The 20,806-nt window shown below is 71.3% G+C and carries 20 protein-coding genes; 9 read left to right on the top strand and 11 right to left on the bottom strand.

Annotated elements, in window-relative coordinates; all coding sequences use genetic code 11:
* The first annotated feature begins 66 nt into the window (after positions 1-66).
* Entirely contained in the window at positions 67-1,344 is a 1,278-nt protein-coding gene (locus ACFVXE_RS21915; protein ID WP_389673273.1) for a thymidine phosphorylase, read from the top strand.
* 55 nt (positions 1,345-1,399) lie between these two features.
* Positions 1,400-1,753 carry an STAS domain-containing protein gene (locus ACFVXE_RS21910; RefSeq protein ID WP_389673271.1) on the top strand — a complete coding sequence of 118 codons (354 nt, stop codon included), beginning with the start codon at positions 1,400-1,402 and terminating at the stop codon, positions 1,751-1,753.
* A 72-nt stretch (positions 1,754-1,825) separates the two neighbouring features.
* Here the strand turns inward: ACFVXE_RS21910 and ACFVXE_RS21905 are convergent, their stop codons facing one another.
* The 3 genes from ACFVXE_RS21905 to ACFVXE_RS21895 all read right to left on the bottom strand — a co-directional run bounded on the left by ACFVXE_RS21905 (position 1,826) and on the right by ACFVXE_RS21895 (position 5,027).
* The gene (locus ACFVXE_RS21905; protein ID WP_389673269.1) at positions 1,826-2,815 is read right to left on the bottom strand and encodes a sigma-70 family RNA polymerase sigma factor; all 990 of its coding nucleotides are present in this window, start codon (positions 2,813-2,815) and stop codon (positions 1,826-1,828) included.
* Positions 2,816-2,921: 106 nt separating this feature from the next.
* Positions 2,922-3,638: a L,D-transpeptidase family protein gene (locus ACFVXE_RS21900; protein ID WP_389673267.1), complete on the bottom strand. Its 717-nt coding sequence runs from the start codon at positions 3,636-3,638 to the stop codon at positions 2,922-2,924.
* A gap of 84 nt (positions 3,639-3,722) precedes the next feature.
* Positions 3,723-5,027 (bottom strand): MFS transporter, encoded by a 1,305-nt coding sequence (locus ACFVXE_RS21895; protein WP_389673266.1) that lies wholly within the window; start codon positions 5,025-5,027, stop codon positions 3,723-3,725.
* 62 nt (positions 5,028-5,089) lie between these two features.
* Between ACFVXE_RS21895 and ACFVXE_RS21890 the strand changes: the two genes are divergently transcribed.
* Both ACFVXE_RS21890 and ACFVXE_RS21885 read left to right on the top strand, forming a co-directional pair.
* Positions 5,090-6,043, top strand: coding sequence for a LysR family transcriptional regulator (locus tag ACFVXE_RS21890; protein WP_389673265.1), 954 nt, complete (start codon positions 5,090-5,092; stop codon positions 6,041-6,043).
* 231 nt (positions 6,044-6,274) lie between these two features.
* Positions 6,275-8,089 (top strand): acyl-CoA dehydrogenase, encoded by a 1,815-nt coding sequence (locus tag ACFVXE_RS21885; RefSeq protein ID WP_389673263.1) that lies wholly within the window; start codon positions 6,275-6,277, stop codon positions 8,087-8,089.
* Between the two features lie 181 nt (positions 8,090-8,270).
* Here ACFVXE_RS21885 and ACFVXE_RS21880 read toward each other — a convergent pair whose 3' ends face one another.
* Positions 8,271-9,050, bottom strand: coding sequence for a sulfotransferase (locus ACFVXE_RS21880; protein ID WP_389673261.1), 780 nt, complete (start codon positions 9,048-9,050; stop codon positions 8,271-8,273).
* A 265-nt stretch (positions 9,051-9,315) separates the two neighbouring features.
* Between ACFVXE_RS21880 and ACFVXE_RS21875 the strand changes: the two genes are divergently transcribed.
* Positions 9,316-10,671 (top strand): cytochrome P450, encoded by a 1,356-nt coding sequence (locus ACFVXE_RS21875; protein ID WP_389673259.1) that lies wholly within the window; start codon positions 9,316-9,318, stop codon positions 10,669-10,671.
* Positions 10,672-10,693: 22 nt separating this feature from the next.
* Here ACFVXE_RS21875 and ACFVXE_RS21870 read toward each other — a convergent pair whose 3' ends face one another.
* Positions 10,694-11,482, bottom strand: a complete 789-nt coding sequence (locus tag ACFVXE_RS21870; protein WP_389673257.1) for a TetR family transcriptional regulator — start codon at positions 11,480-11,482, stop codon at positions 10,694-10,696.
* A gap of 462 nt (positions 11,483-11,944) precedes the next feature.
* On the opposite strand from ACFVXE_RS21870, the gene ACFVXE_RS21865 reads away from it, so the two are divergent.
* Positions 11,945-12,862, top strand: a complete 918-nt coding sequence (locus tag ACFVXE_RS21865; RefSeq protein WP_389673255.1) for an aminoglycoside phosphotransferase family protein — start codon at positions 11,945-11,947, stop codon at positions 12,860-12,862.
* Between the two features lie 422 nt (positions 12,863-13,284).
* On the opposite strand, the gene ACFVXE_RS21860 is transcribed toward ACFVXE_RS21865, so the two are convergent.
* The gene (locus tag ACFVXE_RS21860) at positions 13,285-14,046 is read right to left on the bottom strand and encodes an alpha/beta hydrolase (RefSeq protein WP_389673254.1); all 762 of its coding nucleotides are present in this window, start codon (positions 14,044-14,046) and stop codon (positions 13,285-13,287) included.
* A 103-nt stretch (positions 14,047-14,149) separates the two neighbouring features.
* Here ACFVXE_RS21860 and ACFVXE_RS21855 point away from each other — a divergent pair, with 103 nt between their 5' ends.
* On the top strand, positions 14,150-15,304 hold the full coding sequence (locus tag ACFVXE_RS21855) for an adenosine deaminase (RefSeq protein WP_389673252.1): 1,155 nt from the start codon (positions 14,150-14,152) through the stop codon (positions 15,302-15,304).
* 136 nt (positions 15,305-15,440) lie between these two features.
* Positions 15,441-15,758 (top strand): hypothetical protein, encoded by a 318-nt coding sequence (locus ACFVXE_RS21850; protein WP_389673251.1) that lies wholly within the window; start codon positions 15,441-15,443, stop codon positions 15,756-15,758.
* A 65-nt stretch (positions 15,759-15,823) separates the two neighbouring features.
* Here ACFVXE_RS21850 and ACFVXE_RS21845 read toward each other — a convergent pair whose 3' ends face one another.
* From ACFVXE_RS21845 to afsQ1, 5 genes are all read right to left on the bottom strand, one after another.
* Positions 15,824-16,027 carry a PspC domain-containing protein gene (locus ACFVXE_RS21845; protein WP_389673249.1) on the bottom strand — a complete coding sequence of 68 codons (204 nt, stop codon included), beginning with the start codon at positions 16,025-16,027 and terminating at the stop codon, positions 15,824-15,826.
* A 93-nt stretch (positions 16,028-16,120) separates the two neighbouring features.
* On the bottom strand, positions 16,121-16,672 hold the full coding sequence (locus tag ACFVXE_RS21840) for a VanZ family protein (protein ID WP_389673362.1): 552 nt from the start codon (positions 16,670-16,672) through the stop codon (positions 16,121-16,123).
* Positions 16,673-16,757: 85 nt separating this feature from the next.
* Complete coding sequence (locus ACFVXE_RS21835; RefSeq protein WP_389673361.1) at positions 16,758-17,381, bottom strand: hypothetical protein; 624 nt, start codon at positions 17,379-17,381, stop codon at positions 16,758-16,760.
* Entirely contained in the window at positions 17,381-18,919 is a 1,539-nt protein-coding gene (locus tag ACFVXE_RS21830; RefSeq protein WP_389673247.1) for an ATP-binding protein, read from the bottom strand. Before ACFVXE_RS21830 ends, ACFVXE_RS21835 begins: the two co-directional genes overlap by 1 nt.
* Positions 18,916-19,593 carry a two-component system response regulator AfsQ1 gene (gene afsQ1 / locus ACFVXE_RS21825; RefSeq protein WP_389673245.1) on the bottom strand — a complete coding sequence of 226 codons (678 nt, stop codon included), beginning with the start codon at positions 19,591-19,593 and terminating at the stop codon, positions 18,916-18,918. Before afsQ1 ends, ACFVXE_RS21830 begins: the two co-directional genes overlap by 4 nt.
* A 181-nt stretch (positions 19,594-19,774) precedes the next feature.
* On the opposite strand from afsQ1, the gene ACFVXE_RS21820 reads away from it, so the two are divergent.
* A complete protein-coding gene (locus tag ACFVXE_RS21820) occupies positions 19,775-20,560 on the top strand; it encodes a SigE family RNA polymerase sigma factor (protein ID WP_389673243.1) in 786 nt (261 codons plus the stop codon).
* Positions 20,561-20,806: the final 246 nt, after the last annotated feature.

The following is a 20,806-nucleotide window of genomic DNA, read 5'->3' as shown; positions in this document are numbered from 1 at the left end:
ACCCTCTATGCGCGTAGAGTCATTCGGGACTCTTGCGTACGTACCGGCCGGAAGGACTCCCAGGACATGGACGCCATTTCCGTCATCCGCACCAAGCGGGACCGCGGCGAGCTGAGCCCCGAGCAGATCGACTGGGTCATCGACGCCTACACCCGCGGCGAGGTCGCCGACGAGCAGATGTCCGCGCTGGCCATGGCGATCCTCCTGAACGGCATGAACCGTACGGAGATCGCCCGGTGGACCGCCGCCATGATCGCCTCGGGCGAGCGGATGAACTTCGACGCGCTCTCCCGTCCCACCACGGACAAGCACTCCACCGGCGGTGTCGGCGACAAGATCACCCTGCCGCTCGCCCCGATCGTCGCGGCCTGCGGCGCCGCCGTGCCGCAGCTCAGCGGCCGCGGTCTCGGCCACACCGGCGGCACCCTCGACAAGCTGGAGTCCATCCCCGGCTGGCGCGCCCACCTCTCGAACGCCGAGATGCTGAACGTCCTGGACACCACCGGCGCCGTGATCTGCGCAGCCGGTGACGGTCTCGCCCCCGCCGACAAGAAGCTGTACGCGCTCCGCGACGTCACCGGCACCGTGGAGGCGATCCCGCTGATCGCCAGCTCGATCATGTCCAAGAAGATCGCCGAGGGCACCGGGGCGCTCGTCCTGGACGTCAAGGTCGGCTCCGGCGCCTTCATGAAGACCATCGAGGACGCCCGTGAACTGGCCTCCACCATGGTCGCGCTGGGCACCGACAGCGGTGTGCGGACGGTCGCGCTCCTCACCGACATGTCCACCCCTCTCGGACTGACCGCGGGCAACGCCCTGGAGGTCCGCGAATCGGTCGAGGTGCTGGCCGGCGGCGGCCCCAAGGACGTCGTCGACCTCACCCTCGCGCTGGCCCGCGAGATGCTCGACGCGGCCGGACTCAAGGACGCCGACCCGGAGAAGGCGCTCGCGGACGGCTCCGCGATGGACGTCTGGCGCCGGATGATCTCCGCGCAGGGCGGCGACCCGGACGCCGAGCTCCCGGTCGCCCGCGAGCAGCACGTGGTGACGGCCCAGTCCTCCGGCGTGCTGACGCGCCTGGACGCGTACGACATCGGCGTCGCCGCCTGGCGCCTCGGCGCGGGCCGGGCCCGCAAGGAGGACCCGGTGCAGGCGGGCGCGGGCATCCAGATGCACGCCAAGCCGGGCGACACGGTGACCGAGGGCCAGCGGCTGCTGACGCTGCACACGGACACCCCGGAGAAGTTCGAGTACGCGCTGAAGGCCCTGCCCGGCTCGTTCGACATCGCCCCGGCCGGCACGGACTTCACCGCCACCCCCGTGGTGCGGGAACGCATCGCCTGACCCGGAGCTCTCCGGTACGGCCGAGCGGTCTCACGAAGCGCGGGGCCACTCAGCGATGAGTTCCGGCCGCCGGACCGGTCTCTCTGGTGTGGAAGCCGTGACCCCGATCGTTCTCGTCGTCACCGGGCGCGTCACGCGCGCCGCGGTGCCGGGACTCTGCGTCGAACTGGAGGCGCTGCTCTACGACTCCGGGGGCGCCGTCCGCGACCCGGACGCCGGGGTGGACTGCGACGTGGGCGGGGTGGAGCACCCGGATCTGGCGTTGGTCGAGGCGGTGGCGCGGCTGGGGCTGATCGCGCGCCGGGCAGGCGGCAGACGGCTGCGACTGCGCAACGTGCCGCCCGCACTGCGGAACCTGCTGGACCTGGTGGGGCTGGCCGACGTGGTGGAGCTGGGGGAGCGGGGCTGAGCCGACGGGGCCCCGCCCCTCCGTCGGCTCAGCCGGACCGGCTGCCGCCCACCGTCGCCGGCGCGTACCGCCTCACGCCGCGTCGGCTTCGAGGCGGTCGGGCAGGCCGAAGAGCGGGAACCAGCGGGGCGTGTCGAGGAAGCAGTGCATCCCGGTGATCGCGCCGTCCGTGATGTCGATGACCTGCACCGCCCACGGCACGAAGCCCTTGCCCTCCGGATCCGGCTTGTAGTGCGCGAACGCCGGGGTGCCGTTCGCCGCGGTCGCCACCAGCCGGGAGCCGGCGCAGCCGGCCCCGATGGAGAGCATGAAGCCGGTGATGTCGTCGTGCCCCTGGAGCCAGAGGTCGAACGGCGGCATCGTCATCACCGCGTCCTCGTGGAGCAGCGCGGTCAGGGCGGCCATGTCGTAGCCCTCGAACGCCGCCACGTACCGTTCGAGGAGCTTGCGCTGCTCCTCGTCGAGCGGATCGGCGGTGTCGGCGATCACGCCCTCGTTCTGCGCGAGCGTCGCCCGCGCCCGCTGCAGGGCGCTGTTGACCGAGGCGACCGAGGTGTCGAGCAGTTCCGCGACCTCGCTCGCCTTCCAGGCCAGCACCTCGCGCAGGATCAGCACGGCCCGCTGCTTGGGCGGCAGGTGCTGGAGTGCGGCGACGAACGCCAGCCGTACCGACTCGCGTGCCACCGCGGCCTCCGCCGGGTCGGCCACCGACGGCAGGATCCGCCCGTCCGGCATCGGCTCCAGCCAGGTGTTCTCCGGCAGCGGGTTGAGCGCCGCCCGGTCGAGCGGTGTCGGGCCCGTCAGATCGACCGGACGGGCCCGCTTGTTCCCGGCGCTCAGCATGTCCAGGCAGACGTTGGTGGCGATCCGGTACAGCCAGGAGCGCAGCGAGGAACGGCCCTCGAACTTGTCGAAGCTCCGCCAGGCGCGCACCAGCGTGTCCTGTACGGCGTCCTCCGCCTCGAAGGCCGAGCCGAGCATCCGGTAGCAGTAACCCGTCAGCTCGACCCGGTGCCCCTCCAGCCGGCTGTCGATGTCCGCAGGTGCCTTCAGATCACTCATCGCTCCACCCCTGTTGCGCTGTGACGCCGCACACTTCAGCACCTCGGAAGCTACCGCAGGCCGCTGACACCGGGGGTGGGAAGTGCCGAAGCGGCCCGCTTCGGGGTCACGTCCCGGGCTTGCGCCCGTACACGTACACGTCGTCGCCGTTCTTCAGCAGATTCCAGTACGCCTTCGCGTCCGCGTCCCGCATGTTGACGCAGCCGTGCGAGCCCGGCGGGTTCCACATCTTCAGGCTCACCGAGTGGAATGCCTGCCCGCCGTCGAAGAACTGGGAGTACGGCATCCACAGGTGGTAGAGCGTCGACCAGTGCTTGATGTGCCGCAGGTAGATCTTCTTCGACCCGGTGCGCGTCTCGTACCCGTTGCGCCCGCTGCGGATCGGCACCGGGCCGTACTTCAGCTTGGACCCGTCCTGGATCCAGCTCAGCTGCCGGGTCAGGTCCACACAGGCGATGCGCCCCTTGTTCGTGGGGCACTTCTTGTCCTTGTTCGGGTTCTTGCCGGCGGCCTTCTGGGCCGTGAGCGTCTTCATCGTCCGCCAGGTGACCGGCCCCGCGTACCCGATGTCCGGGGTGATCCCGTAGGTGCGCTGGAAGGACTGGATCGCCTTGCAGTCGGCGGCCGACTGCCTGCCGTCGACCGGCCGCTTCAGGTAGTTCTCGACCTGCTTCTGGTACGGCCCCGTCGAGGTCGTGCAGGACGCCGCCTGTGCGGTGGTGGTGCCACCCAGGACGAGCGCCGGCGCCGCCGTCAGCCCGGCGACGGCCAGCGCGAGCACGCGGCGTCCCCGGATTCCCCGTATGTTCCCTACGCGTGTCATGTACGCCAACTCCCCTTCGCGCCATGCGTGGTGTACGCCTGGTAGACGCGCGAAGGGGAGTCGGTGGTTGTGCGGGTGTATGTCTCAGTTCTGTACTGATGCCACCGGTACGAGCTGCCGCCGCTCGGCCCTGGCGACCCGCGATCCGTACAGCGTGATCGAGACGACGCCCAGGACGGAGAGCAGACCCAGCGACACCGTGCCCGCCCAGCCGCCGGCGTGGAAGGCGATCGCGCCGAGCGTGCCGCCCGCGCTGGAGCCCAGGTAGTACGCGGACTGGTAGAGCGCCGACGCCTGCGCCCGGCCGTGCGTCGCGGTCCGGCTCACGGACGACGAGGCGACCGCGTGCCCGGCGAAGAAGCCCGCTGTGATCAGGACAAGTCCGAGCAGCACGGCGGCCAGCTGGTCGGCGAGGGAGAGCAGCAGACCGGCCGTGGTGGTGGAGACGGCGAGGTAGAGGGCGCCCCGGCGGCCGAGCCGGGCGACGAGCCGGCCGGCCGTGGCCGACGACACCGTACCGACGAGGTAGACCAGGAAGATCGAACCGACGACGCCCTGCGGGAGGTCGAAGGGCGCCTCGACCAGCCGGTAGCCGATCACCGTGTAGACCGCGCCGAACACCGTCATGAACAGCGCGCCGATCGCGTACAGCCGGCGCAGCAGCGGGTCGGCGAGGTGACCGCCCACGGTCTTCGCCAGGGCCTTCGGGTTCAGCGTGCCGGGCGTGAAGTTACGGGCCCTGGGGATCATGAAGTGGAAGACGACCGCGCAGACCACGGCGAGCAGCCCGACCGAACCGAGCGCCGCCCGCCAGCCCCAGATCTGGGCGATCCAGCCGGTGAGGATACGGCCGCTCATGCCGCCGATGCTGTTGCCCGCCACGAACAGTCCGATCGCGGCGACCAGCGCCTTCGGCCGCACCTCCTCGGCGAGGTAGGCCATCGCGGAGGCGGGCAGCCCGGCCAGCGCCGCGCCCTGGACGGCGCGCAGGGCGATCAGCCAGCCGAGCGAGGGGGCGAACGGCACCAGCAGCCCGACCAGTACGGCCACCGTCAGGGACGCGGTCATCAGCTGCCGCCGGCCGAACCGCTCGGAGAGCGCGCTCATCGGCAGCACGCAGAGCGCCAGCGCACCGGTCGCCGCGGAGACCGTCCAGCTCGCCTGTCCGGCCGTGGCGCCGAGTCCGGCGGAGACCGCGGGCAGCAGCGCCTGGGTGGAGTAGAGAAGTGCGAACGTCGCGACACCGGCGGCGAAGAGCGCGAAGCTCATCCGGCGGTAGCCGGGGCGGCCGGGTTCCAGCCGGTCGGCGGCGGAAACGGGTGCGACGGGCGATGGCGGGGCTGAGGCGTCCAGCGTGAGGGTGGACGCCTTGGTACTGGCAGGAGGCATACCTGAAAAGTAGATCGCCCTGATTCATGCGTCCAATGCACGGACTTGCGATAATCAATCCCATGGCGCATGAACGCAGCTCACAGCCTCGACTGTCACCAAGTAGTTACGAAGAAGACATTCGTGCGGTCCTCGCGCCGCGGCTCGCGTACTTCGAGGCGGTCGCCCGCCACGAGCACGTCACCCGTGCCGCGCACGAGCTCGGCGTCCCGCAGTCCACACTGTCCCGGGCGATGGTGAGGCTGGAACACGACCTGGGTGTCGCCCTGTTCGCCCGCAAGGGCCGTACCGTCTCGCTCACCCCGGCGGGCCGCACCTTCCTGGGCTCCGCCGAGCGGGCGCTCGCCGAGGTCGAGCGGGCCGCGGACTCGGTGCGGGCGGACGCGGACCCGACGGCGGGCAAGGTCGCCTTCGGTTTCCTGCACACCATGGGCTCGGAGACCGTGCCGGCCCTGCTCCGCGCGTTCCGCGCCGACCATCCCCGGGTCCGCTTCCAGCTGGTGCAGAACTACGGCGAGGCGATGATCGAACGGCTCCGGGCCGGCGGCCTCGACCTCTGCCTCACCTCGCCGGTCCCGGACGCCCCCGACCTGGTCGCCCGCCGGCTCGACGAGCAGCGGCTGCGCCTGGTCGTCCCCGAGGACCACGCTCTCGCCTCGCGCAGGCGCATCCGGTTGGCCGAGGCGGCCGAGGAGGCGTTCGTGACCCTCGAACCCGGTTACGGCCTGCGGCGGATCACCGACGACCTGTGCGCGGAGGCCGGATTCACGCCCCGGGTGGCGTTCGAGGGGGAGGAGGCCGAGACCCTCCGCGGACTGGTCGCCGCCGGGCTCGGCGTGGCCCTGCTGCCGCCGCCCGCGGTGGCCCGCCCCGGCGTCGTCGAACTGACGGTCACGGCGCCGCGTGCGGCCCGGGAGATCGGCGTCGCCTGGCTGGACGGCCACCCGGACACGCCCCCGGTGGCTGCCTTCAAGGAGTTCCTGCTGTCGCGCCGGGGGCGGCTGCTGCCGGACTGACGGGCGGAGGAGTGCGCGCGGGCCGCCGCCGGGGCCGACGGGAAAGCGCGGTGACCGGGCGCAACCCGGCCTCGGCCGTTCCGGCGCCCGTGAGTTCGGGGCGCCCGAGTGCAAGGCGGCCGCGCCCGCATCCAAACGGCTCCGGGTGGGCAGCTACCACGTCTGACGCGGTTTCAATCGTGTTTATGATCATGCCGATTCAAACGATCGAATGAACTACCGTACCGGAACGTGACCTCTCAACTACCGTTTGACCAGGACCTCTCGACCGCTGCGGATCTCACGAGGATCATATTCGGAGATGAGTTCGAACAAATTCACCAGCCATGGCGCAAACTTTTCAGTACCGAGCCCTTTCGGTATCGGGAAGGGCTTGCCCCGGAAGAACGAGCGGCTCTTTCCTATCAGCGGCTGCGGCTCGTCAACGAGTCTCTCGACAGCCCGGAACAACTGGTGCGGGACGTGGAGCGGCTCACCGCCCTGCACGAGTGGGTCGGCCCCGCGGACGCGGGCCTGGGGACGGTGGCCAGCATTCACTACAACCTGTTCCTCGGGAGCCTCCTCGATCACGACGGCGGCGAGCGGGACCTGCGGGAGTTCACCGGCCTTGGGCGCACCGGAACCTTCCTGTGCACCGAGGCGGGGCACGGCAACGCCGCGTCCCAGTTGGAGACCACCGCCACCTACGACCCGGCCACCCGCACCTTCGACCTGCACACGCCCACGCCGGCGGCCCGGAAGTTCATGCCGAACACGAGCTCCACGGGCGGCCCCAAGACCGCGGTCGTCGCCGCGCGCCTGATCACCGGCGAGGGCACCGACCGCGGCGTCTTCCTGTTCCTCACCCCGCTCAGCGACGCCTGCGGGGATCCCCTGCCCGGTGTGCGCATACGGAAACTGCCGCAGACCGCGACGGCCCCCGTGGATCACTGCTCGACGAGCTTCGAGCACGTACGGCTGGAATACGACGCTCTGCTCCAGGCCGACCACGGGCGTCTCGCTCCGGACGGTGCGTTCACCAGCTCCATCGGCAGCCCCCGTAAACGCTTCCTCAGCAGCATCGGCCGGGTCACGGCCGGCAAGCTCTGCATGAGCGCGTACAGCCTGGGCGTCGCACGCCACGCCGTCACCGTCGCGGTGCGCCATGCCCACACCCGTCGGACCGCCGGTGTCACGGCGCGGGGCACGGTCCCGCTGTTCGCCCACCGCAGCCACCACACCCCGCTGCTCGACGCCCTCGCCACCACCTATGCGGCGACCCTGCTGCACCGCACCGTGGTGCGCCGGTGGGCGGAGGTCACGGAAGCCGGCCGGGAGGACGCCGAACGGCTCGCCGCAGTCGCGAAGGGCTGGCTCACCTGGCGCGTGCGCGACGTCATGACCGAGTGCCGGGAGCGGTGCGGTGCCCAGGGGCTGTTCCTCGCCAACGGCATCGCCGGCCAGCTCGCCGCCAACGAGGGCACGATCACGGCAGAGGGTGACAACCTTGTCATCTGGGTCAAGGCGGCCGGGGAACTGCTCCTGGGCCACTTCACGCCCAGCCCGCCCAGCGGCATCCCCGGTGGGGACCGTTCGCTCACCGACGCCGGCTTCCTCCAGGATCTCCTCGCGGACACCGAGCGGATCTGGCATCAGCGCGCCCGCACCCGCCTGCGCGCCGCCGAGCCCGGCAACCCGCTCAACCGGTGGAACCAGGCCGTCATGCCCGCCCTCGAACTCGTCGACGCCCACGTCCACCGGCTGGCCGCCGCCGCGCTGCTGGAGGCGGCCGAGCAGGCCGACGGTCCCGAGTCCCGGAATCTCCTGCACGGCCTGCACCGGCTGTTCGTCCTGCGCCGGGTGGCCGCCCAGAGCGGGGACCTCCTGGCGGAAGGGCGGCTGACGGCCGATCAGGTCAGGGGTCTTCCCGATGTGATCGACGCGGCCGTCGCCGCACTCGCGCCGCACGCGCTGACCCTCGCGGCCGGTTTCGGCGTCTCGGAGGACATCCTGCTCGACCACCCCATCACCACACAGGGAACCGGCCAGTTGGTGTCATGGACCTGAGGATGAGCGGGTCGACGGCGGCGGCCGAGGTCCTGGGTGCGGCCGCCACCCGGTGTGCTCGGGCCTCGCCATCCGCTTCCGCGCGGCGAACGAGGGAACGGTTCGTCCGTGGGGGCCGGGCGGGGGGCCTCGGGTGATCGGCCGCCGGGGCACGCATCTCCCGCTTCCGGTCGCCGCGTGTTCAGGACGCCGGACCCGCGAGATCGAAGAGGACGGTCACGACACCCAAGCCGTCTGCGGTCGATTTCATGAAGCGGACTTCGCCGTGGCCGAACTGCCGATGGTGCAGCGCCAGAACGGTGTCGGTGAATCCCGTTTCGGCCTCCTCCATCTCCCGCAGGCGCGGGTCGTTCCGCACAGCTAGGTGAATCTCTCGCAGCGTTTCGCTGGAGGGATGCCGGACGCGGGCGAGCGTGAATTCGGCCAGGATGCGCGGAGCCCATTCCTCCTCCCACTTCACCAGCACCTGATCCCGTGCCTCCTCCGAGAACAGGGCCCATCGCCACAGATTGGACGGGGCCCGGCCCGAGGAGAACATGCCGCCCGAGAACGCGTCGTTGCAGGCGACCAGGGATCCCGCGGGCGTCAGCACGCAGGCCATCTCGCTCTGTCCGTCGACGACGCGTCGCCAGTGGGGCGACGGCGGGGACGTGCTCGGCAGTACGGGATCCGTCCGGTAGAGCTCCACATGGGCCACCCGCAGGTGGTGATCGCTGAAGCGCAGGAGCCGTGCCACCCGCATGAAGAGATCCGGGGACGGGTGAAGCCGGCCCGTCGCCAGTTTCTGGTATACGCCGGATCCTCCGTGGAGGGCTTCGTCGACATCGGCCTGCCGCAGCCCCTTGGGGCGGGGGCCGCCCCTGCCCGTCGGGCGTACCGCCAGACCCACGTCCGGGCGTGTACGGCTCTCCCGGTAGTGCTCCAGCAGCCGTTGGTACTCGCGCTCCCGGCCCCGTGTCAACGTCCCTCCCCCCGCGCTCCGCTCGATGTACGCACCTGAGGTGCGCACACTCCACGGACGTTGATTTCCCCCCAGTCGACCTGAAACATGTAGCTGAATCAAACCATGCGCATGGTTCGCTCCGGAAGGACGGGACGGCAGGGGCACCCCCTGCCTCGTCGCTCCCCGCACCGGGTCAACGCCCCCGCCGTCCAAGCCGTCTGACGTCACGTAGGGCTGGAGCGACGGCCATGACTAGTTCAACATTCAAGGGAGTTCGCACCCTGTGAGCCTCACCCGGAAGCTGGTAACCGCCAACGAAGACCTGTCGTCCCCGTCACCCGCCGGCTCCTGTCCGTTCAGGCTCGGCGCGGTGCCCGGCAACACCGCGGCCATGGACGGGCGGGAGCTGCGCGCCCTGGGGCGGGCCCCGGTGGTCGAGCTGCCGGACGGCGCACGGGTACGTGCCGTGGTCGACCACGGCCTGGCCCTTCGTCTGCTGGCCGGCCCCCAGGTGAGCCGGGAGGGTCGTGGGAACCGGCCGGGCCACCGGGAAGACGCCCGCTCCGCCGACGGGGTGATCGCCGCCTGGGTCGGCACCCACCACGCCTTCGGCTCCCGCGACAACCAAGGGCGTCTGCGGGCGCCGATCGCCGAGCTGCTCACGCGGCGGAGGACCGGGGCCGCGGCTCCGCTGATCGAGGAGGCCGTCGATGACGCGTTCGCCGACCTGGCCGGCGATCCGGGCGTCGTCGACCTGGTGCGGGCCTACGCGCTGCGCGTGCCGCAGCGGGTGATCATCAGCCTTCTGGGGGTGCCCGCCGGGCATCTGCCGACGTTCGCGGCGGCGGCGGCGGGGCTCTTCGACGCCACGGCGACCGCGGACGAGCTGGCCGCCCACCTCGTGTCGCTCCTGGCGCTGCTCGACCAGCTCGTGGCGAGCAGGCGTGCGGCCCCCGGGGACGACCTGGTCGGCGACCTGATCCGGGCTGCGGACACGTCACCGGAGGGCCTGTCCGAACAGGAACTGCGCGACCAGCTGATGCTTCTCGTCATCGCGGGCACGGAGGCCACGGCCCACGCCATCGGCACGCTGACGGTCCACCTGATGACGCACCCCCTCCAGCGCGCCCGCCTGACCGCGGGCGAACTGCGGTGGGAGGACGCCCTGGAGGAGAGCCTCCGGCTCCAGCCGCCCGTGGCCGCCGCGCCGCTGCGCCGCGCGGTCGGGCGCTTCACGGACGACGAGACCGGGGAAACCTTCGAGGAGGGCGAGGAGATACTGATCCACTTCGCGGCGACGGGACGCGACCGGACCGTACACACCGACCCCGACGTGTACGACATCGGTCGTCCCACGGCGCACCGGCACCTCGCGTTCGGCCACGGCCCCCACTCCTGCCCCGGAGCTCCGCTGGCCAGGGCGGAGGTCGTCACGGCAGTGTCGCAGTGGTTCCGGCGCTTCCCGCGGTCCCGTCTGGCGGTGGGGCCCGGCGAGCTGCGTCAGGAGGACGCCTTCATGTCCAGCGGCTACCGGACGATTCCTGTCCTGCTGGCCGAGGACGCCGAAGACGTCGAGGACACCGAGGACACCGGAGAGGCCGAAGAAGCGGAGCGGCCTGCCGGCGGGGCGGTGGTGTGAACCGGTCCCCGCCCCGGCGGAGTCAGGTTCCCGGCCCGTTCTCCCAGGAACGGAGCACCGTGCCGAGACGCGCCACCTCGTCGTCCGCAAGGCCGATCGGATCACTCGCCGCCCTTGCCGTCCCTGCCGTCACGGAGACGGGCCCGGCCGCCCCCTGAACGGTGCCGGGACGGGCGGCCGCCGTCCGGGACCGCTGTACGAGACGCAGGCCCCGGTCGACCGAGAGATCCAGTTGCCCGAACGTCTGCGGCGTCGCGATGCCGTGCGCCACCCCCGCGTTCATGGCCGCGATCCGCGCCGGCAGCTCGTCGTACGAAAGCCGGCACATGAGGTCCACCCCCACATAGGCGGCGACCCACGTCTGCGCGGTCGGGGCCGGGTCCACGCCGGTGCGCAGTTCGCCCAGCTCCTCGGCCTGGGCCAGCAGTTCCTGGACCTGGGGTATGTAGGCCCTCCACAGCGTGCCGAAGAACCGGGGATGGTCCGGCTCCGTCGCCAGCCGTGCGGCCGCCTTCACGGCCGGCACCCGCGGCGTCAGTACGGCAAGGGCGATCGAGGCGTCGACGACGCTCTGCAGGCGCGGCGACTGCGGCTGTGCGGCCTCCATCGTGAAGCCCTCGGTCACCACCGCCTCGGCGATCTCCGACTTGGTCCGGAAGAAGTGGTAGAGGGCTCCCTTGCTCACCCCCGAGAGCTCCAGGATGTCCTGCACCGTGGCCCCGGCGTAGCCCTTCTCGGCGAAGACCAGCGCGGCCGCGTCAAGGACGTCCTTCCGCTTCGCCTTCGAGCGCGCCTGGACTGGCTTCCGCACGTCAAGTCCTCCTGCGATCCGTGGAGCTGCCGCCCCGGCGTGGTGAACCGGGGCCGTGGCGCCCCGATCACCGGACCCGGGTACCCGCATCCGCCGCGGTGAGCAGTGGCCGACCGGGCGGACCGGGAGCCGGGGCGGCCGTCCTCGTTGTCGTTGCCCCCTGTCCGGCCGTTGATTTTGCCCCACCGCGCACGAACCATGTCCCGGGCAACCGTCTCCCGGTCGGTGGTGCGGCCGCATCGAGTGCAGGCGGAGGCCGATGCGGCGGCTACGGCCGTGCGGCGGGCGGATGCCGGCTGCGGTGTGCGCCGGAGAATGGGTTTGAGACTGGTGAGCCCACGTATTCAACTGTCGCCAGTTCTCGGGTGAAACGGGGATTGTTGTGACGGCGTCCTCCCCCAGAGCGTTCGGTGGAGAGGGCAGACCCGAGTGGGACGGTCGTCGACGCTACGGTTGCTTCGCATGACCCACACCGAGATCGAGATCACAGCGGAGTTGGTCCGGGATCTGCTGCGTGACCAGCACCCTGACCTGGCCGATCATCCCTTGAAGCTCGGCGCGCGTGGTTGGGACAACCAGCTGTGGCGGCTCGGCGGCGACCTCGCCGTCCGGTTGCCCTGGGCGACGCAGTCCGCGGACGCGCTACTGCGCAAGGAGCACGCCTGGCTGCCCGCTCTCGCCCCGCAACTTCCGCTGCAGATCCCCGTCCCGCAGCGCCTCGGTGAGCCTTCCGAGCGGTTTCCGCGGCCCTGGATCGTCACCACCTGGGTGCCGGGCGAGCCCGCCGACCGCGCCCCCGCCACGCGCGCCGCGGAGGCGGCCGACACCTTGGCCGCATTCCTGACAGCGCTGCACCAACCCGCCCCCGACCGGGCACCCGCCGACGAGTACGGCCGCGGGGGGCCACTGGCCGACCGCGCCGAGCAGTTCGAGAGGCAGCTCGCCTCGGCCACCGAGTTGGGGTTGATCCCCGACTCGGACGCCGTCCATGCGGTCTGGGAAGACGCCGTCGCCGCGCCCGACTGGGCGGGCCCGGCGCTGTGGCTCCACGGCGACCTGCATCCGGCCAACATCCTCACCGAAGGCGGCACCTTCTGCGGCGTGATCGATTTCGGCGCCCTCTGCGCGGGCGATCCGGCCATCGACCTCGCCGCTCCTTGGATACTGCTGCCGGACGGCGCCGCCGACCGCTTCTATGCGGCCTACCGGCCAGCCGCGGACGCCGCGGCCCTGCGCCGCGCCCGCGGCTGGGCGATGCTGCGCGCCTTCAGCGGCATCTGCATCGGAGAGGCCGGCGTCCGCGGCCGCCTTGGGGGCAAGGCCAGTTGGGGCCCACCGGCTCACGCTGCACTGCGACGCCTGATCGCAACAGCCCGCTGAACGACCGGGCCGAGCGGGCCGTCGGAACAAGGTTGCCCCTGGTGCTCCTGGTGGGCTCTCGTATTCAACTGTCGCCGGTCTCCCGAGGGACCCAGCCCGCTGGTGACCTTGCATGATCCCCCGAGGCGTATCGGCTCCATGTCCCGCCGGTCTCGTTGCAAGACCTGGTGGTGGTTTTGTCGTGGTAGCCGAGAGCATCTGCGACGAAGGGGGCGGGCAGTTCGAGGAGTTGCTGCCGGATGGCGGCGCCGCGGGCAGCGGCGGCTCTGCATGGCCCAGTTGAGGAACGCTCTCTGGCAGGTGCGGGCGTGCTCGGTGTTCTCGGTGAACCAGGTGATCCAGCCGCCGGCGGACCGGAGCTGCCGGTCCGGGGGTCTTCCCGGCCCGCGGGCGGGGCCGCCGTCCCCCGGCGGCTTCGCCCCTCACCGGCGCAGCGTCTGTCCGAACCCCGCCGCCAGCGGCATCCGCAGCCCCAGCGGCGGGGGCGCCGCCAGTGCGTCGGCAACGGGGCGCGCGTAGGCCCGGCCGAACAGCGAGCCCCGTACGAAGTCCGCCGCCAGCGCCGTCACTTCGGACCGGTACTGGCGCAGCGAGTGGCCGTCCGAGTGGACCTCGAAGCGGCAGGTGTCCCGGTTGGCCTTCTTGGCGCGCTCGGCCAGCCGGAAGGACAACTCGGGATCGGATCGGGAGTCGTTGGTGCCGTGGACCAGCAGCACCTGGCGGCCCAGCAGGTGTTTCACCGGCTCCGGGTCGTCCGGGGTGTCCTCGGGCAGCCACGGGGCCATGGCCAGCACGGAGTTGACCGCCGGATGGCCTCCCGCGCGCAGCGCCGCGCGGCCGCCCATGCCGTGCCCGGCCAGGCAGACGGGGACGTCGCCGTACCGTCGTACGACCTCCTCGACCGCCCACGCGGCATCCGCCGCGAACTGCGCGTCCGTGGCGTTCCAGCCCCGGCAGCGGTAGTGCACCACATGCGCGGCGAGCCCGTCGTCCTGGCCCGCGCGGGCCAGGGTGCGGGCGAGCGGCAGCTGGAGCGCGTACGACAGAGGGGAAGGGCGGCGGAGCGAGTCGGCCTCGCCGTCCGGGAGCAGCAGAACCACGCCGCTGACCGCAGGTTGTGCTCCGGCCGTCTTCACGGCCCGTCCCAGCCTCGCAGCAGGCAGGGGGAGTGCGCGCTGTGCCATGACAGAACAGTGTCAGAAGGAGAGGTGTACGCCACCCGTATTCGCGGTCACTGTTACGCATCGGCAGGCCCCGTTCTACGCGCGTAGGCGTTAGAGTGCGCAGATGATGAGCCCGACCCTCCATGTGCCCGGCCCCGACCAGATCCGACGTGCGCCCAAGGTGCTGCTGCACGACCACCTCGACGGCGGTCTGCGTCCCGGCACGATCATCGACCTGGCCCGCGACGCCGGTTACGAGGCCCTTCCCGAGACCGAACCGGACAAGCTCGCCATCTGGTTCCGCGAGGCGGCCGACTCCGGCTCGCTGGAGCGCTACCTGGAGACGTTCGCCCACACCTGCGCCGTGATGCAGACCCGCGAGGCGCTGTTCCGGGTCGCCGCCGAGTGCGCCGAGGACCTGGCCGCGGACGGGGTCGTGTACGCCGAGGTGCGGTACGCCCCCGAGCAGCACCTGGAGTCCGGCCTGACCCTGGAAGAGGTCGTCGAGGCGGTCAACGAGGGCTTCCGGGAGGGTGAGCGCCGGGCCCGTCAGGACGGCAACCGGATCCGGATGGGCGCCCTGCTGACGGCCATGCGGCACGCCGCCCGCGCCCTGGAGATCGCCGAACTCGCCAACCGGTACCGGGACCTGGGGGTGGTCGGCTTCGACATCGCGGGCGCCGAGGCGGGTTTCCCGCCCACCCGCCACCTCGACGCCTTCGAGTACCTCAAGCGCGAGAACAACCACTTCACCATCCACGCGGGCGAGGCCTTCGGGCTGCCGTCGATCTGGCAGGCGCTCCAGTGGTGCGGCGCCGACCGGCTCGGCCACGGTGTCCGCATCATCGACGACATCGAGGTCGCCGAGGACGGCGGCGTGACGCTCGGCCGCCTCGCCTCGTACGTGCGCGACAAGCGCATCCCGCTGGAGATGTGCCCGACCTCCAACCTCCAGACCGGCGCCGCGGCCTCGTACGCCGAGCACCCCATCGGGCTGCTGCGGAGGCTGCACTTCCGGCTCACCGTGAACACGGACAACCGGCTGATGAGCGGTACCAGCATGAGCCAGGAATTCGAGCGGTTGACCGAGACATTCGGATACACGCTCGACGACATTCAGTGGTTCACAGTCAATGCGATGAAATCAGCATTCATTCCTTTCGATGAACGTCTGGCGATGATCAATGACGTCATCAAGCCCGGATATGCCGAGCTGAAGTCCGAGTGGCTCTTCGAGCAGACCGCCACGACCAGCGGTTTCGCTTCCTCCGCGGGCTGATTCGCGTTCTTGTGACAAGCGGCCGGGATGATCAGATCCCGGCCGTTCGGCGTGTTCCGGGAGGTTTGCGGAACGGGAGACGGGGTGGCTACTTTGCAGAGCCGCTCACATCCCCTTCCCCAAGGATGAATTTCACATGAAGCAGTCTGCTGCAAGGACTCTCGGTGTCGCCGTTCTCGGCGCCGCGTTCGCCGCTGCCGCCGCCGGTACCGCCTCCGCCTCCGCGCTGCCCGTCGACACCGCGGCCGGAGCCCTGCCCCTCGCGGGCCCCGTGCTGGGGACGGCCACCCAGGGCCTGCCGCTCCAGGACGCGGCCACCGAACTGCTCGGCAGCGGCCAGACGAAGGTCATCCACGACGTCACCTCCCCGGCCAAGGGGCTGCTCGGCGGGCTGCCCGCCGGTGGCGTGAAGAGCAGCGGACTGTCGACCAACGGCATCCCGCTCGGCGGCTGAACTCCGTAGTCGTGCCCGTGGGGCGGACACCCGGTCGGGGGTCCGCCCCACGAGTGCGTCCGGGGCTACCAGGCGGTGGCGGCCGGCGACTTCTCGGCCGGCAGCAGCAGCCACAGCGCCAGGTAGAGCAGGAACTGCGGGCCCGGCAGCAGGCACGAGACCAGGAAGATCACCCGCATGGTTCCCGCGGAGGTGCCGAAGCGCCGTGCCAGCGCTGCGCACACTCCGCCGATCATGCGTCCGTCACGTGGGCGGGCAAGTGCGGCCATGGTGGGCTCCTTCGGAAGCGTGGGACGGGGAGCGGCTCCGTCGCGCTCCCGATGCATCCATGGTGGCTCCGCGAACAGGGGCAAAACATCGCTCTACGGTGCGATGCCGACCCTGGAAATCGTCGGGGTCGACCCCTGAGCCGCATCGTCCCTGGGCCGGGGTGCCGCCGGTACCCGCCGCAGCTGCTTCCGCCGCCGCAGCCGCGTCCGGCACGTCGGCACCACCAGCAGGTGGGCCAGTGCCACCCCGACGGTGTTCAGCAGCAGCGAGTCGACGTCGACGACCTGGCCCGGCACCCCGGTCTGCGCCAGCTCGATGACCAACGAAATCAGCGCCCCGGCGGCGACCGTACGTGCCAGCGAGGCCCAAGGGGAGACGTAGAGCCTGCCGCCGGCCATCGGCAGCAGCACGCCCAGCGGCGCCAGCAGCAGCAGACCCGCACCGATCCGGTGCGCCGCCACGGACGGGCCGAGGGACAGGTCCGCCTTGATGCCGGCGAACGGCCGGAGATTCGCGGCGGTCGTCCAGGGCACGTCAAGCGGGCGCAGCGCCAGCCACCCGACCAGCAGCAGATGCGCGAGGAGGAGAAACACCCCGGCCGCGCGGAAGCGGATGACGGCCTGACCGTCCGAACCTTGACGCACGCTTCCCAAGACGCCACTACCGGCGGGATCGGTTCCGCCCCCGCCGGGGAAACCGGCAGGGCGGTACGCGGACCGGCCGGGAACCTCAGGACAGCTGGGACACGCCGAGCGTCGGCACGGCCTTCGGCCGGGTCTTCGTCTCCGAGGTGCACAGATACCCGCGCGGCGCGTAGTTCCCCGGACCGCCGAGCAGCACGCTGCCGTCCGAGACGAGCGACTCGCTCTCCGCGTACGTGCACACGAGCTGCGCCAGCGCCTCCGACGGCAGGTCCTCGGGCTGCTCGCTGAGCCGCAGCGCGCCCGCCGGATCGCCCCGGCGGGCCCCGTTGATCTGCAGGGTGGCCGGTACGTCGGTGGAGAACCCCGCCTGCCGCTCGGCGTCGTCGGGTTCCTGCTGCAGCTCGTGCAGGAGCGACTGCGCCACCCGTACCCGGTCCGACTTCGTGTCGGAGACCTGCACCGCACGGTCCACCGTGACCAGCTGGGAGGCGCAGACCAGATAGATCTGGACCGGGATGCCCAGCAGCGCCTGCGCGCTGACGTCCTCCGCGGACATCGAGCACGGCACGCGCGACGGCGCGGCCCCGGCGTCGACCGGCACCGACGTGGTCCTGATCCCGCATCCGGCGGCCAGCACGGCGCAGACGACGGCACCGGCCAGCGCCCCCGCCGGGCGGCGCGCCCGGTACGTACCGCGGTTCCTGCGCATCACGTCGCGTCGCCCTTCTCGTCCTGGCACTCCGCCGCACGGGTCTCCGCGGCGCGGGTGAGCTCCTCGGCGTCGCGCGGCAGGCGCAGGACGAAGACCGCGCCGTCGCCGTCCGGCGAGTTCGCGGCGGTGATGTCGCCGCCGTGGATGTGCGCGTTCTCCATGGCGATCGAGAGGCCCAGACCGCTCCCCTCCGAGCGGGGTCTGGACGCACTGGCCTTGTAGAAGCGGTCGAAGACATGCGGCAGGACGTCCTCGGGGATACCGGGTCCGTGGTCGCGCACCTCGATGACGAGTTCGTCGCCGTCGGTCCGCACCGAGACCCGTACCGGTGAACCGCCGTGCTTCAGCGCGTTGCCGATCAGATTGGCCAGGATCACATCGAGCCGGCGCGGATCGAGGCGGACCATCATGTTGCGCTCGGCGTCCAGATCGACCGCGTCCAGCCAGGCCCGGGCGTCGATGCAGGCGGTGACCTGGTCGGCGACGTCGACCGTGTCGAGGACCAGCCGGGCCGTACCCGCGTCGAAACGGGTGACCTCCATCAGGTTCTCCACCAGGTCGTTCAACCGCCGGGTCTCGCTGACCACCAGATGTACGGCGGGCGCGATCATCGGGTCGAGGCTGTCGGCCTCGTCCTCCAGCACCTCGGCGACCGCGGTGATCGCGGTGAGCGGGGTCCGCAGTTCGTGCGACATGTCCGCCACGAAGCGGCGGCTCGACTCCTCCCGCGCGCTCATGTCCGCGACCGTCTTCTCCAGCGAACTCGCGGCGTTGTTGAACGTACGGGAGAGATCGGCGAGTTCGTCGGTACCGGACACCACGAGCCGGGTGTCGAGTTTTCCCTCGCCGAGCTTGCGCGCCGCGTCGCCGAGCCGCTGCACCGGGCGCAGCACCGTCGTCGCGGCGGCCTGCGCGAGCAGCGCGGAACCGACCAGGGCGAGACCGGTGGCGATCCCCAGCGACCAGGCGAGGGAGTTGAGGTCCTGGCGCTCCTGGTCGAGGGACTTCAGCATGTAGCCGGTCGGACCACCACCGATGATCTTCGTGCCGGCCACCAGATACGGCGTGCCACGGATCGAGGTGCGCTGCCAGAACAGGTGATACCGGTACTTGTTGCCCGCTTCCACCCGCTGCTTCTTGTTCACCTGCCGCTGCAACGAGACCGGCACGTTGTCGAGCGTGAACGTGTCCAGATCGGAGTTGCCCACGATCGGCTTGCCGCCGTCACGGGTGTCGACGAGCAGCACGCTGTAGCCCGGGCTGCTGCTGGCCATCTGCACCGCGGCGTTCTGCAGATCGTCCTTGGTGGGGTGCAGGGGCAGCGAAGCCGCCCGGTTCTGCATCTCCTGCCGGAAGTCCCCGAGGGCGGAGTCCTGCGTACGGGTCAGCACCGCCTCGCGGTTGAGCCAGTACGCGATCCCCGAAGCGGACACCGCGGCGGTCAGGGCCACCAGCCCGAACACGACCACCAGACGCAGCCGCAGGCTGGTCCAGCGGAGTCCGGCGAGCAGGCCGCGCCCGGCGGCAGCCGTCACTGCGGCGAGTCCAGGCGGTAGCCCACGCCCCGCACGGTACGGATCAGGGTCGGCGAGGACGGCACGTCCTCCACCTTGGCGCGCAGCCGCTGCACACAGGCGTCGACCAGCCGGGAGTCACCGAGATAGTCGTGCTCCCAGACCAGGCGCAGCAACTGCTGCCGGGACAGGGCCTGTCCGGGGCGGCGGCTCAGTTCGAGCAGCAGCCGCAGCTCGGTCGGTGTGAGCTGCAGGTCCTCGCCGTTCTTCGTCACGGTCATCGCGGAACGGTCGATGACGACGTTCCCGAAGGTGGCCGAGTCGGTGGACTCGCGTTCGCCGCGGCGCAGCACCGCGCGGATCCGGGCGTCGAGCACCCGGCCCTGCACGGGCTTCACCACGTAGTCGTCGGCGCCGGACTCCAGCCCGACCACGACGTCGATGTCGTCGCTGCGCGCGGTCAGCAGGATGATCGGCAGCTGGTCGGTGCGCCGGATACGGCGGCACACCTCGAAACCGTCGATGCCGGGCAGCATCACATCCAGCACGATCAGGTCCGGCCGCTGCTCGCGCAGCAGCTGCAGGCCGTCCTCTCCTGTCGCCGCAGTGGCCACACGGTGGCCCTGGCGTGACAGCGAGAGTTCGAGGGCCGTGCGGATGGCGTCGTCGTCCTCGATCAGCAACAGGAAAGGCACGGGGGTCATTCTGGCCCATGGGGGAGCCTCAGTTCGACACTTGATGCGCTCTCATACCTCCGGCACACCGGTGGGAGGCCCTGTGACAGGTCTGTGACAGTCGGCGGACAACGCCATGAAACTGCCCGTGCAAGCTCATTGGCACAGGGAACGGACGGACTCCACCGACGGGGGGCGCGAGATGAACGCACTGCACAGCAGCACCACGAGCGCAGTTGTCACGCGTCTTCACGACGTGGGCAGGGTCGCCGAGAAGCCCGCCGCCGGAGTGGGTACCTCCCTGCTCGAGCGGAGCCGGGAACTCGGGGCGGGGCGGGCGTGCGTCCGCGGGGCCCGTCAGCACCCGTCCTGCATGACGGTGGTCGAGCCGGCCGCGGGGGCGGACGGCGGAGCCGCGTACGGAGGGGGCACGGGGGAGCGCGGGCCCCGGACGGAGGGCTCGGACGCCGATGTGGCGTTCACGGCCTACGTCCAGGAGCGCCGCGCCTCTCTGTACGCGACCGCCTACCACCTGACCGGCGACCGGTTCGAGGCCGAGGACCTGCTGCAGAGCGCCCTCTTCTCGACGTACCGGGCGTGGGACCGGATCAGCGACAAGGCGGCGGTCGGCGGGTATCTGCGCCGCACCATGACCAACCTGCACATCAGCGCGTGGCGCCGGCGCAAGCTGAACGAATACCCGACCGAGGAGCTGCCGGAGACGGCGGGCGACACGGACGCGATGCGCGGTACGGAACTGCGCGCCGTGCTCTGGCAGGCGCTGGCGCGGCTGCCGGAACTCCAGCGCACCATGCTGGTCCTGCGGTACTACGAGGGCCGTACGGACCCGGAGATCGCGTCGATACTCGACATCAGTGTCGGCACGGTGAAGTCGAGCATCTGGCGGTCGCTGCGGCGGCTGCGCGAGGACGAGGTGCTGAGCTTCGGCCGTGACGAGGAGGAGTCCTTCGGCGAGCTGGTGGCCTGAGGCAGCGGGGGGAAACGGGGGGTACGGGGGGAAAGCGGGGGTCCGCTGCTTCGGGGGAGGCGGTGGGTCCGCGGGGGGACGCAGCGGGGTCGGACGGGCCGGGGGGTCCTGTCCGGCCCCGCGGTGTGTCATGGGGGAGGGCGGGCGCGGCCGCCCACCCCCCAGCCACGTGATGCCTAAGGAACGCCACCGCCCCCCCCCCGCGCCGCCCGCACCCCGCGGCCACCTCCGGCCGCGGCCGCCGCC

Origin of the sequence: Streptomyces sp. NPDC058231, from assembly GCF_042882275.1 — a bacterium.
Taxonomy (GTDB): Bacteria; Actinomycetota; Actinomycetes; order Streptomycetales; family Streptomycetaceae; genus Streptomyces.
This window is presented reverse-complemented; position numbering and strand designations above follow the sequence as displayed.

Coding starts and splice junctions, on each gene's coding strand:
- ACFVXE_RS21915 (WP_389673273.1), top strand. CDS start 67: ATGGACGCCATTTCCGTCATCCGCACCAAGCGGGACCGCGGCGAGCTG.
- ACFVXE_RS21910 (WP_389673271.1), top strand. CDS start 1,400: ATGAGTTCCGGCCGCCGGACCGGTCTCTCTGGTGTGGAAGCCGTGACC.
- ACFVXE_RS21905 (WP_389673269.1), bottom strand. CDS start 2,815: ATGAGTGATCTGAAGGCACCTGCGGACATCGACAGCCGGCTGGAGGGG.
- ACFVXE_RS21900 (WP_389673267.1), bottom strand. CDS start 3,638: ATGACACGCGTAGGGAACATACGGGGAATCCGGGGACGCCGCGTGCTC.
- ACFVXE_RS21895 (WP_389673266.1), bottom strand. CDS start 5,027: ATGCCTCCTGCCAGTACCAAGGCGTCCACCCTCACGCTGGACGCCTCA.
- ACFVXE_RS21890 (WP_389673265.1), top strand. CDS start 5,090: ATGGCGCATGAACGCAGCTCACAGCCTCGACTGTCACCAAGTAGTTAC.
- ACFVXE_RS21865 (WP_389673255.1), top strand. CDS start 11,945: ATGACCCACACCGAGATCGAGATCACAGCGGAGTTGGTCCGGGATCTG.
- ACFVXE_RS21860 (WP_389673254.1), bottom strand. CDS start 14,046: ATGGCACAGCGCGCACTCCCCCTGCCTGCTGCGAGGCTGGGACGGGCC.
- ACFVXE_RS21855 (WP_389673252.1), top strand. CDS start 14,150: ATGATGAGCCCGACCCTCCATGTGCCCGGCCCCGACCAGATCCGACGT.
- ACFVXE_RS21850 (WP_389673251.1), top strand. CDS start 15,441: ATGAAGCAGTCTGCTGCAAGGACTCTCGGTGTCGCCGTTCTCGGCGCC.
- ACFVXE_RS21845 (WP_389673249.1), bottom strand. CDS start 16,027: ATGGCCGCACTTGCCCGCCCACGTGACGGACGCATGATCGGCGGAGTG.
- ACFVXE_RS21835 (WP_389673361.1), bottom strand. CDS start 17,381: ATGCGCAGGAACCGCGGTACGTACCGGGCGCGCCGCCCGGCGGGGGCG.
- ACFVXE_RS21820 (WP_389673243.1), top strand. CDS start 19,775: ATGAACGCACTGCACAGCAGCACCACGAGCGCAGTTGTCACGCGTCTT.